This window comes from Streptomyces aureocirculatus (genome assembly GCF_000720475.1).
GTDB lineage: Bacteria > Actinomycetota > Actinomycetes > Streptomycetales > Streptomycetaceae > Streptomyces > Streptomyces aureocirculatus.
In genome coordinates this window covers 89,147-101,158 of record NZ_JOAP01000024.1, presented here as the reverse complement: position 1 = coordinate 101,158, position 12,012 = coordinate 89,147, and the positions used below count along the sequence as shown (strand labels likewise).

At 72.7% G+C, this 12,012-nt stretch carries 8 protein-coding genes; 2 read left to right on the top strand and 6 right to left on the bottom strand.

Annotated features, from left to right (window positions below; all coding sequences use genetic code 11):
- The coding region (locus IG78_RS0122935) for a nucleotide disphospho-sugar-binding domain-containing protein (RefSeq protein ID WP_347400157.1) at nt 1–379 on the top strand (379 nt) is incomplete at its 5' end.
- A 342-nt stretch (nt 380–721) separates the two neighbouring features.
- On the opposite strand, the gene lanKC is transcribed toward IG78_RS0122935, so the two are convergent.
- Together lanKC and IG78_RS44230 are read right to left on the bottom strand one after the other, a co-directional pair.
- Complete coding sequence (gene lanKC / locus IG78_RS49370) at nt 722–3,577, bottom strand: class III lanthionine synthetase LanKC (protein WP_157855856.1); 2,856 nt, start codon at nt 3,575–3,577, stop codon at nt 722–724.
- A 120-nt stretch (nt 3,578–3,697) separates the two neighbouring features.
- Nucleotides 3,698–4,411 (bottom strand): GNAT family N-acetyltransferase, encoded by a 714-nt coding sequence (locus IG78_RS44230; RefSeq protein ID WP_051915521.1) that lies wholly within the window; start codon nt 4,409–4,411, stop codon nt 3,698–3,700.
- 198 nt (nt 4,412–4,609) lie between these two features.
- Between IG78_RS44230 and IG78_RS0122910 the strand changes: the two genes are divergently transcribed.
- Nucleotides 4,610–5,425 carry a TylF/MycF family methyltransferase gene (locus IG78_RS0122910; RefSeq protein WP_225882003.1) on the top strand — a complete coding sequence of 272 codons (816 nt, stop codon included), beginning with the start codon at nt 4,610–4,612 and terminating at the stop codon, nt 5,423–5,425.
- A gap of 63 nt (nt 5,426–5,488) precedes the next feature.
- Here the strand turns inward: IG78_RS0122910 and IG78_RS0122905 are convergent, their stop codons facing one another.
- From IG78_RS0122905 to IG78_RS0122890, 4 genes are read right to left on the bottom strand one after another with little or no spacing between them, the layout of a single operon-like run.
- Nucleotides 5,489–7,288 carry a fatty acyl-AMP ligase gene (locus tag IG78_RS0122905; RefSeq protein ID WP_051852868.1) on the bottom strand — a complete coding sequence of 600 codons (1,800 nt, stop codon included), beginning with the start codon at nt 7,286–7,288 and terminating at the stop codon, nt 5,489–5,491.
- Nucleotides 7,285–9,189, bottom strand: a complete 1,905-nt coding sequence (locus IG78_RS0122900; RefSeq protein ID WP_078964871.1) for an ABC transporter ATP-binding protein — start codon at nt 9,187–9,189, stop codon at nt 7,285–7,287. The genes IG78_RS0122905 and IG78_RS0122900 overlap by 4 nt, the downstream gene beginning before the upstream one ends.
- Nucleotides 9,170–10,705, bottom strand: coding sequence for an aromatic amino acid ammonia-lyase (locus tag IG78_RS0122895; RefSeq protein ID WP_031128481.1), 1,536 nt, complete (start codon nt 10,703–10,705; stop codon nt 9,170–9,172). The genes IG78_RS0122900 and IG78_RS0122895 overlap by 20 nt, the downstream gene beginning before the upstream one ends.
- Nucleotides 10,702–11,916, bottom strand: coding sequence for a class I adenylate-forming enzyme family protein (locus tag IG78_RS0122890; RefSeq protein WP_063760789.1), 1,215 nt, complete (start codon nt 11,914–11,916; stop codon nt 10,702–10,704). Before IG78_RS0122890 ends, IG78_RS0122895 begins: the two co-directional genes overlap by 4 nt.
- Nucleotides 11,917–12,012 lie beyond the last annotated feature (96 nt).

Genomic DNA, 12,012 nt, shown 5'->3' with positions numbered 1-12,012 from the left:
CGAGGAGCTGGGGGTGGTGGCGGACCGGGTGCGGGTGGAGGAGTTCGTGCCGCTGTCGGCGCTGGCGCCGACCTGCGATGTGATGGTCCACCACGGCGGTTTCGGCACCATCGGCACGACCTCGCTGCACGCGGTACCCCAACTCGCCGTCGCCGAGGAGATCGACGCCCCGATCCTGGCCAGGGGCCTGGCGGTCGCGCACGAGGTCGAGCGGATGCTCACGGATTCCTCCTTCACCGAGGGAGCCCGGCGCCTGCGCGCCGACATGCTCGCCATGCCCAGCCCCGCCGACGTCGTCCCCACCCTGGTCCGTCTCGCCGAGCGGCACAGGCGCGGCCCGGCGGGCGCGGGGGACGACGTCGTCGGGCCGGGCGCCTGAGGACACGGACGGAGTGTGTGGGGGGTCCCCTGCGTCCAGGGACCCCCCACCGCCGGTTCAGTCGGACCGGCCGGCGGCCGCGGTGGACTGCCGCTGCGGCCCTCTCGGTCTCATCGAGATGTCACAGCGGGTCAGCAGTCCACACTGCCGGTGCTGCCGAGCAGCTCGTCGTCGAGGGTCGACGTCTCCAGCTCCTGAAGCTCCAGAACGTTCATGCGATGTCACCTCCTTCCGTGTGCTCGCCGGGGCCTGTCCTGACGGCTCAGCAGTCCACGCTGCCGGTGCTGCCGAGGAGTTCGTCGTCGAGGGTCGACGTCTCCAGCTCCTGAAGCTCCAGAACGTTCATGCGGTGTCACCCCCTCCCGGGTCTTCTGCGCGGAACCGGCGGCGGTCGTCCGCCGGAAGCATGTGCTCCGCCGCGGCCGGCGGAGGTACGGCACCGCCCGGCGGACGCTCCGCCACCGCACGGCCCAGGAACGGCAGCGGGGGCGGGCCGTCGGCCGTGACGTACGACAGGGCCGCGAGGACCCCCGCGTTGCCGGTCGCCAGATCCATGGAGAGCCGCAGCCCGCCCTGACCGGGGAACGCCACCTGACCGCGGTGGGCGAGGGCGTGCCAGTGGAGGGCGCGCAGATGCTCGGGCACGGGGGCGACCGCCAGCCGTGCGGGTACGGGGTCCACGGCGCCGGGCTCCCCGTCGGTGACGGCCATGGGCAGGTGCCGCCGCAGCGCGTGCGCCGCCGACAGGAGCCCGGCACGCCCGTTGAACAACTGGCCGTCGACCGTGAGTGGCGAGTGCGTGGCGAGGGCGAGCCCCGGCAGCGCGTCGCGGAGCCGGGCGTCGTCCGAGTGGTCGCACAGCAGGTCGGCCACGATGCCGATGCCGACGGAGCCGACGTCGAGATAGGGCAGTGACCGGAAGCCCCCGTCGACGTGCAGCGCGCCTTCCGCGCGGAGCACGCACAGGTCCAGGTCGCGGTGCACGGCACGCAGCGCGTGCCGCACGTACGCGCCCTCGCCCGTGGCCTCGTACATGCGCAGCAGGAACAGGCCCACGCCGGACCACCCGCGTAAAAGACCGCCCTGGGTGCCCGCCGCCGCCCGGGCCCGGTCGATGCCGTGCGGCCTGCCGTCGTCGAGGGCGGCGGTGACGCGCGCCGCCAGTTCGCGGGCGTCCTTGAGCCAGGCGTGCCCCGGGTCGCCCGCGGCGAAGTGCAGCAGGTTGAGGCCGACTCCGGCGAGGCCGCCGTACAGCGACACATCGGTCGCCTCCTCGACACCGGCGCGGACACGGTCGACCAAGTCCTTGGCCGCGTCGTGGTGCCCGAGGTGGTCGAGTACGTGGGCGACGCCGTGCGCGCCGTCGTAGAAGCCGGGCCTGACGTGCTCGGCGCGGGCCGCCCGCAACAGCCACTCCTCGTACGTGGCGTCGCGCTCACCGCCCGCGACGGACAGGGCCCACAGCACGCCCGCCGCCCCGTGCGCGAAGGCGCCTGGCGCCTCGTTGAACTGGCGCGGGTCGCCGGGGAAGAGCCGGTCGTCACGGTCGGGCGTGGCGGTGGCGTGGACGGCGCGCGCCATGGAGGCACGTACGGCCGCCCAGGCGGCGGGATCGGCGGGGTCGATGTCGAGGGGGACGTCGGCGACCGCACCGACTGCCCGTCGCTTCGACGAAGCCGATGAAGTCGATGAAGCCGATGAAGCCGATGAAGCCGATGAGGTAGATGAAGCTGACGTCTCCGATGGCTCCGCGAGGGACGCCGTGACCGATGTGACGAAGTCGCCCGGCAGGGGGAACAGGCGCGCGGCCACGGCCGCGAGTTGTCCTGCCTTGTCCGGGCACATGCCGAGCAAGGTCACGAGGGGCAGATACAGCCAGAGGCGCAGCACCGTCAGGGCGTGTTCGTCGACGGCCGTGCCGGTCTTGCGGCGCGCGGTGAAGCCGGGGTAGCCGAGCGTGGGGCGGGTGTCCTCGGCGATGGGGAAGGCCATCTCGAAGTCGACGAGCCGCACCTTCGGAGCCGCGCCGGCCCCATACGCCCCGACATACGCCTCGATGTCATCCCCCTCGAAGGCGCCCTCCGCCACCAGCACGTTCCCCGGGTGCACATCGCCGTACACGAACCCCGCGGCGTGCACCCGCCGCACCAGGGCGGCGACTTCGGCGTGCAGGGCCTCCGCGCGCCGGGCGTAGTCGCGCAGGCCGTCGGGGGTGTGCGCGGCCCAGTTGATCAGTGGATGGTGGCGCACCATCCAGCGTTGCAGCGGGACGCCGTCCAGGTGCTCCATCGCCAGCATGCCGTGGCCGCCGAAGTCGAAGAGCTCATGGGCCCGCGGGACGCCGGGGACGGCGGCGAGCCGGTCGAGCACGTCCTTCTCGTGCGCGAGACGCGCGGTGGCGTCGCGACCCGTGCCGTCCCGGCCGGTGTGCGGCCTTGCCTCCTTGAGGACCACGCGGCGGCCGTCGTCGCGGCACACCGCGGCGTACACGCCACCGGCGTTGGAGAAGTGCAGCGCCTGCCGCACCTCGTAGCCGAAGTCGCCACTCGGGGCCGCGCGCCGGTCGATGTGCGGACGCAGGAACTCCGGCACCGGCACACCCTCGGGCAGCTCGAAGGCGGGCCGCCTGCGGTCGGGTACCAAGCGTCCGTCGGCTCCGGCGCGGGCGAGCACACGCCCGCCGTCGTCGGTCCAGCACCAGCGTTCACGGAAGGCGCCGTACCGGAAGTGGACGGGCCCTTCGCCCCAGCGGCAGTCGGTCAGGATGTACGGTCCGGCGCTGCCCGCGAGGCTCCGGTCGAGCGCGTGCGCGCAGCGCTCGAAGGCGTCCTCGTCACGCGGGTAGACGGCGATGATCTTGCCGCCCGCGGGGCGGGGGGCGTACTTGGAGTTCATGGCGTCGAGCAGGGCCCGGCTGCGCAGGTGCTTGAAGGCGACACGGTCCCGCAGACAGTGGTCGGCGACGATGTCCAGGACCTGTGCGGCGTTGTCGTACGTCGCCGAGACATGGATCTTCCAGCCCTGGTCGGCCTCGGCGGCCGGCCCCGGCCGGTACATGTCCCAGACGCGGGCGGCCGTGTGCCGCCAGCCGTCGGGAAGCGGCGCGAACCCGGCGGGCACCAGGTGCTCGGCGGTGACGGATCGCGCCGGGGTCTCGAAGAACACCGGGTCCGTCAAGGTGTAGATGGACCAGTCCACGGACACGAAACACCTCCAGCGGAATTCCTGGAATCGGCAGGCCGCAATCGGTACGGCCGTCGTGGTGATCGCCTCGTGGAGGTTTCGATCAACTGGGGTCGAAGAACGTTCGGGTCGTGGTCAGCCCGCGAATGGCGTGAGGGCCGTTGCCGGAGCCCGCCGGAGATATTCCGCGAGCGACTTGCGGGCCGTGCTCTTCGACTCGCTCGCCGTGTCGAACCAGGCGTGCGGACCAGGTCCGCCGTCCCATTCCCCGCGGACGAACAACGCCTCGTATTCATGGCGCAACATGGACCACATGGCCACGTCGTGATATTCGCCCTTGAAGAACTTGCGTTCCCTGAGGACTCCTTCGAGGACGAAGAACCGGGTGCGCATCACCATTCGCAGCATCGGTTCGTTGAAGAGGCCCACCCAGAACTGCAGTCGGTGCGCGCCCAGATCTTCGAAGAGGTGCTCCACGACGAGGCCGAAGCCCTCGGCGCCATAGCCGCGCGCCCACAGGTCGCTGCTTCCGATGGCGCCGCTGAGCTCGAACGTCGTGTCCTGCGCGGCGCCGACGTGATGGAACTTGACCATGCCGAGGCGCTCGCCGTCCAGACCGCGGATCGTGCAGAAGTGCGCGCCCGACGCGGCGTCGGCCCGCAGCGCCGCCACCGTGACCCGCTCGGCGACATCTCCGGTCAGCGCCGCGACATCACCTTCGGGGCGCAGCCATTCGGTGAATTGCTCGTAATCAGCGGCGGTTGCCGCCGCCAGCTCGACGCGGCGACCGACGCGAATGGCCTTGCTCGTCCTCGGCATCCCGCTCGTCCTCGGCGTCTCGATGGTCATGAAATCCTGCTTTCCCGGTGAGTGCCGCCATCGTTGCCCCGGACCCGACGGGCGTCAACCATGTGCGCGGATTCCGCTTTTCAGAACGCGTCCATATGCCCCGCCATATGTCAGCGCCCTGCGCTTTGTCTCGCCGGCGGGACGCGCCGGTGCCACACTGCTGTCGATTCTCCGTCCGGAATCGACGAGGGGGGCGCTGTGCTCACACCAACCCGCGATCTGTCTCATTCCCGAGGCCAGTCACATTCCCGCGAGCTGTATCTGGACCTCATGAAGAAGGTCGTCGCCAACACCATCTACCAGGACAACGCACACGGCTGGGTACGCGACAAGGATTTCGACGCCGGACTGCCCGGCATCGAATACAGCGCGGAACTGCGGTCCGGCGGCCGGGACATACCCCGCGTCGCGCACACGATGATCGGCGGCAAGCGCCTCGACAACGTGCACGCCTGCGTCGAGCGGGTCCTCCTGGACGACATCCCCGGCGACCTCATCGAGACGGGGGTCTGGCGGGGCGGGGCCACGATCTTCATGCGCGCGATCCTCAAGGCGTACGACGTGAAGGACCGCACCGTGTGGGTCGCCGACTCCTTCGAGGGCATCCCCAAGGGGGACCCGGAGAAGTACCCGGGCGACGACCTCGCGCCGCTGTACCGCTTCAATGACGTCTTCGGCGTCTCGCAGGAGACCGTGCGCGAGAACTTCCGCCGCTACGACCTCCTGGACGGGCAAGTGCGGTTCCTGCCCGGCTGGTTCCGTGACTCGCTGCCCGCCGCCCCCGTCGAGCGCCTCGCCGTGCTCCGCATGGACGGCGATCTGTTCGAGTCCACCATGGACGCCCTGGTGCACCTCTACCCGAAGCTGTCCGTCGGCGGCTATGTGATCGTCGACGACTACCGGGCGCTGCCGCCCTGCCGGGTCGCCGTCTACCAGTACCGCAAGGAGCACGGCATCACCGACCCCATCGAGGAGATCGACGGGGTCGGTGTCTTCTGGCGGCGCACCCGCTGAACGTGCCCGTCAGGGACTCGTACGAGGCATCGTCCGGCAGCGGCTGGTGCGCGGCATCGCCCGTCAGGGGCTCGTACGCGGCGTCGAGTACTCCCCGGCCAGGTAACGCCGCCTGCAAAGCCCGCGCTGGATCTTCCCGCTCGTCGTCCGCGGCAGCGTCCCCCTGCGGACGACCACCGTGTCGTGGACGGCGAGCCCGTGCTGGCGGCTCACCGTCTGCCTGATGCGTTCCGTCAGGGCCTCCCGGTCGGGTGCGGGCAGTGCCGTCATCGCCGGGTCGGCCTCCATCAGGACGATCAGGCGCGCCGTCGGGTCGCCCGCCACGCCGACGGCCGTCGCCGCCACGGGCGCCACCGACTCGACCGTGGCCTCGATGTCCTCCGGGTAGTGGTTGCGGCCACGGACGATGATGACGTCGTCCATGCGCCCGACGACGTAGAGGCCGTCCTCGTGCCGGAAGCCCCAGTCGCCGGTCCGCAGCCACCCGTCGGCGAACACCCGTGCCGTCCGCTCCGGCGCCTCCCAGTACCCGTCCGTGCGGTTGGGGCCGCTGACACGGATCTCGCCGACCCGCCCCGGAACCTCCTCTCCGGTCGCCGGGTCGACGATCCGCACGGCCACCCCGGGCACCGGCGTGCCATTGCTCACCAGATGCATTGAGTCGGGGCCCGGTGCCGTCGGCAGCACCCGGCCCGCGGTCAGGGCCGCACGGTCGAAGTGCCCGCCCACCGCGCCGGTGCCGTTGGGTGTCATCGTCACGGACAGCGTCGCCTCCGCGAGGCCGTAGCACGGCACCGGAGCCCGTGGGTCGAGCCCCGAACCGGCGAAGGCCTCCACGAACGCGGCCACCGCGTGCGCGTGCACCGGTTCGCCGCCGATGGCGAGGGCGCGCAGACGGCTGAGGTCCAGCGTCGCCGCGTCCCGCGCGCTGACGCGGCGCACACAGTGGGTGAGACCGAAGTTGGGGGTGACCGTCCAGTCGGCGCGGTAGTCGGAGAGGGCCCGCAGCCAGCGGTGGGGGCGGTGCAGGAAGCCCATCGGGCTGAGGTGCACCATGTGCATGCCCGCACTGAGGGGGCTGGCGATGGCGCAGATCAGCCCCATGTCGTGGAACAGCGGCACCCAGGACACGGCCGTGCGCGCCGGCATGAAGCGCGAGCGCATCTGATGGGCCGCCGCGGCCAGGTTCGCCTGGGTGACCCGCACTCCCGCGGGCGCGCCGGTGGACCCCGACGTGTACTGGAGGTACGCCACGTCGTCGGGCGCCGCCGGGGGCCGCCGCCACTTCTCGGCCCGGTGCGCGGGGACCTCGTCGACGTGCAGCACGGGGCCGTACCCGCGGCCGGTGCCGTCCAGGGCCGTGCGCACCGCGGACCGCACCGGCGCCGTCGTCAGGACGCAGTTGGGCGTGCTGTCGCGCAGGACCGCGCGCAGCCGGGTCTGGCTGCGGAACAGCTCCGGCGCGTACAGCGGCACCGCGATCACGCCCGCGTACAGGCAGCCGAGGAAGGCGACCACATAGTGCTCGTCGTGCGGGCACAGGACCGCCGCCCTCGTGCCGGGCGGACACGTGGCCTGCAACTCGGCCGCCACCGCCCTGGCCCGCTCGTCCACCTCCCGGTACGTCAGCGTCACGACGGTGTCGGTGCGCCGGGCCCGGCCGCGCACCCGGCGGTCGCCGAGCACGGTCAGGGCGGGCGCGTCGCCGCGTTCGACGGCGAACCGGCGCACCGTGTCGGCCAGATAGGTGAGGCCGACCGGCTCGGGTCCGAGCGTGTCGAGGACGAAGCCGTCGGGCGGCGCGCCCCCGGTGCGGGCGGCGCCGACGCGGGCGGCGCCGATGCTGCTGGGCGGGATACTCATGGGCGCTCTCCCAGGGTGTCGCCGGCACGGGCGGCACTCGCCTCGAGCTCGGTCACGGGCAGCAGCATCTGTGTGGCGGCGAGCTCGCGGTACAGCGCGTCCTCGCTCAACAGCTCCTCGTGGGTGCCGACGGCCCGGATGCGGCCGCCGTCCATCACCACGATCCGGTCGGCCATGCTGACCGTGGAGAGGCGGTGTGCGACCACCACGACGGTGGTCTGCGCGGTGATGCCGGTGATGACTTCGCGCAGCGCGTTCTCGTTGCGCGCGTCGAGCTGCGAGGTGACCTCGTCGAGGAGCAGCAGCCGGGGCCGGCGCAGCAGCGCACGGGCCACGGCGACCCGCTGGCGCTCACCGCCCGACAGCTTGGTGCCGCGGTGACCGACCTCGGTGTCCAGGCCGTGCGGAAGACGGTCGACGAGGCCGTCGAGCCGGGCCTGTCGCACGGCGTGGCGCAGCTCGCTCTCCTCGACGTACGGCATACCGATGCACAGGTTGTCGCGGATGGTGCCCGCGAGGACCGGCGCGTCCTGTTCGACGTAGCCGATGGCGCCGCGCAGCGCGCCGAGGTCGAGATCGCGGATGTCCTGGCCGTCCAGGCGCACCGTGCCGCCCTGCGGCTCGTAGAACCGCTCGATCAGGGAGAACACCGTGGACTTCCCGGCCCCGGAGGGCCCCACGAAGGCGGTCATGGCGGCGGCGGGCACCTCGAAGCTGATCCCGTGGTGCACCGCCGGTCCGTCACCGGGGTAGCGGAACACGACGTCCTGGAACGTGACCGACGCGGGCCCCGCCGTGTCCCGCCCTGCCGTGTCCCGCCCCGCCCCGGGGCGCACCGGCGGCGGACTCTCCGGCTCGGTCCGCAGTCGGAGGAGTTCACCGACCCGGGACATCGCGGCGGCGACCACATTGAACCGGATCATCGCGGTGACGAGAGCACCAAGTGGCGGCACCAGGTAGAAGAGATAGAGCAGGAACGCGATCATGCTGCCCAGGCTCATCGCGCCGGACGCGACGCGTGCGCCGCCGACACCGAGGACGGCGAGGAACGCCACCTGGATGGTCACGGTGATGAAGGCGCCGACGAGGGAGTCGAGCCTCGCCACTTTGAGGCTGTGCTGCCAGGCCCGGCGCGCGCCCCGCTCGGCGATCTCCGCCTCGGCCTCCTCCGCGCCCGACGCCTTGATGGTGCGGAAGGTGCCGAGCGCCCGCTCCAGAGCCGTGCTGAGTTCGGCCACGCCTTCCTGGGCGCGCCGTGCGGCGCTCTCCAACTGCGGCAGACCGGTGGCGACGAGGACGCCGCCGAGCAGCACGACGGCCAGCGTCGTCAGGAGCAGCACCCAGTCCATGAAGCCCATCAGGACGAGGATCGCCACCAGCATCACCGCGCCGTTGACGGTCTCCACGATCGCGGTCGTCACGGCGCTGCGCATGAGGGTGGTGTCGGCGGTGGCCCGTGACATCAGGTCGCCGGGCGTGATCTTGTCCGTCTCGGACACCCGCAGCCACAGCACCCGCCGGATGACCTCGCGGCGCGTGCTGAGGACGACCGACTCGGAGACCCGCATCAGGATGAACGTCCCGATCGCGCCCACCACCGCCGACACCAGGACCAGGGCGGTCAGGGCGATCAGCGCGGACGCGACGGGTGAGCGCGACTCCAGGTTCTCCACCACGGACTTGGCGATCACGGGCTGGACGAGGCCGGAGAAGCCGCCGAGCAGGGACAGGCCGCCGCCGATGAGGATGAGCCTGCGCTGCGGCCGCAGATAGCGGAGCATGTCGCGCCAGGCGTCGGTGCGCAGGATCGCGGGACGTCGTGCCTCCGCGGGCGGTCCGGGGTCGTGCTCTTCGCGCGCGTCAGGCTCGCGGGCCGCCGCCTCAGGCACCGTACCCAGCATCTGCGCTCTCCTCCTCCTGCTCGATGAGGACCGCGGCCCGGCGCGCGAGGACGTCGCGCGCCGCGCGCACCTCGGGGGCCAGCGGCCGGTCGGCGGCAAGCGCCGGTGAGACCGCGGCCAGTTCGGCCCAGGTGCCCGGCTCCTCGGCGGCCCGTCCCGACAGCGCCGCGTACTGTGCGAGCGCGACGCCCAGGGAGCCGACGACCAGCCAGGCCTGCTCGACGGCGTCGCTCACGGCGTTCGCGCCGTTGAGCGCCATCGGCACGTGGTCCTGGTTCAGGCCGTTGCTGGGCAGCGCGGTCAGGCCCGAGGGGTAGACGAGCTGGCGGATGCGGGCGACGAACGAGGTGGCGCTGAGCTGCACACCGGCGAGCCCGCTGCCGCTGCCGGGCGTCGGCGTGAGCATGGGCGGCAGGCCGCCGTTGGTCTCGGGCAGGCACAGCAGGGCCAGTTGGCGCTCGGCGAGGAAGGCGATCTGCTGGAGGCACAGGCCGATCTGGTCCGACGCCAGACCCACCGGCATCGCGTGGAAGTTGCCCGCGTGCAGGAACTCGCCCTCGTAGTAGACCGGGTTGTCGGTACAGCCGACCGCCTCGCGGACCAGGATGTCCTCGAGGACGGACAACTGGTCGACGACCGCCCCGATCACCTGGGGCGCGCACCGCAGGCTGTACGGCTCCTGCAGGGGGCGCGCCGGATCACGGCGGTGACCGTCCGGCAGGTCCTCCCTGATCCAGCGGGCGGCGACCGACTGCCCCGTCTGACCGCGTACGTGGCCGACTCCCGGGTGGTACGCCTGCGGACTCGCGCCGAGCAGGGTGACCGCCCGCGCGGTGAGCGCGGCGACCGCGCGGGCCAGGCGCAGCACCTCGCGGTGGTTGAGCAGGGTGACGGCCAGGCTCACGCTGGTGCCGTTGACGAAGGACAGGGCCTGCCTGGCCCGCCACGTCACCGGCCGGGCGCCGAGCGCGGCGAGGACGTCGGCGGCCGGACGCACCCGCCACTCGCCCGCTTCGTCGCGCGACCAGGCCTCGCCCTGTCCGGCGAGGGCGAGTGCCGCGTGCGCGAGGGGCTGCAGGTCGCCGCTCGCGCTGACCGTGCCGTCCCGCGGGATCACCGGGGTGAAGCCCAGGTTCCACAACTCTGCGACGCCGTCCCAGAACTCGGGTGCCACGGCCGAGTGGCCGAGCCGCATGCTGTTGAGCCGTATCCACACCACCAGGCGGCACGCCGGTGGCGACAGCGGCTGCCCCTGGCCGCTGCCGAGGTGGGCGATGAGCCCGCTGCCCTGGACCGTGTCCGACGCGGCGGCCGCGTACTCGACAAGCGGACCGAAGCCCCGCGTGACCCCGTACACCTGCTCCTCGTCAGCGAGGGCCCTGGTGAGCCGGTCGACGCCCGCCCGCATGCGCTCCGCCTCCAGCGGGCTGCACGGGCGCAGCCGGGCATCGTGGCGGGCCTGGCGCACGATGTCCGCCAGACGTTCCTTCGGCGACTCGGCTACGTCTGTGATCATGTGGCGGCTCCTGCGTCGGCGGGGCTTGCGGGGTGGGTCGGGGGCGGGGGTCCTGTCGCGGCGCGGTCGGTCCGGTCGCTGCGATCGCTTGCGTGGTCGGCCCGGTCGACGAGGTCGGTCCCGTGGTCCGTCCGGTCGATGCGGTCGACCACGTGCACCTGGCGCGGCTGGACGGTGAGATCGTGTGCGGCGACGAGCGCGCGTACGCGGGCCCGGTCGAGGCGGCCGCCCCGCGGCGGCACGACGTACAGCTCCAGGTGCTCGCCGCTGAGTTCGTCGGCGACGGGCAGGCACGCCAGGTCCGCGCAGTCGACGACGGCACGCAGCGAGCGCTCCAGGGCGCCGAGGTCCACCCGGCGGCCGTTGATCTTCACGATGCGTCCGTGCCTGCCGCTGAACCGGAACCTGCGTGTCCCGCAGGGCCGTACGAGGTCATAGGTCTGCCACTGGCCGAGCGGCGCGTGCCCCGGCCTGGCGGCGAGCCGCGGGCTGCGGACCGTCAGGGGGACGGGGGTGTCGGGGGCGTGGCTGCCGGGGGTGGCGCCGAGGTCGAGCTCGACGTCGTCGAAGAGGTCCCACGGCGGATCGTCGGGCCCCCACCGGCGCCAGGCGATGCCGCCCGTCTCGGTGGACCCGAACACCTCCCGTACGGAGACCCGCGCGCCGCCCGCCTCCTGGACGAAGTCACGGGCGGCCGAGGGCAGCATCGCGGTGCTGTGGAGCACGGCGACGCGTTCGCGGGCGTCGACCCACGCACGTTTGCGGCGCAGCGCCGAGAACGCCCAGGGCACCGCGATCACCGCCCAACGGCCGCCGGGCGAGGGCGGCATGGCGCCGAAGTACTGCGGCCGGTACCAGACCGGGAGCCGGAGCCGGGCGGGTACGAGCAGCGTGGCGAGCGCCCCGTACACATGCCGGGGCGGCGCGAACGACAGGACGGCGCCGGGCCGTTCGGGCCGCAGCAGTTCGGCCAGCATGCCCGCCTCCGCCCAGAGCTGGTCGCGGGTGCGCCGCCAGCACTCGCTGGGTCCCGTCGTGCCGGACGTGTGGAAGTCCAGGACCGGCGGGAGCAGCCGGGACACCAGCTCCCCGGCGTCCCCCGCCGCCCCGTCGAGCAGGTCCCAGCGGACCAGCCAGGGGCGGTCGTTGACACCGGGGTCGGCGGGGCCCGCGGCCAGGAGGTCCTGCGGGGTCAGCTCGGGATGGCTCACCAGGTCACCTCACATCCGGCTCGGACAGCGAAAAGGCGCGGGAGGGCGCGGGAGGGCGCGGGAGGGCACGGAAGGGCACGGAGACTGAATTCGTGC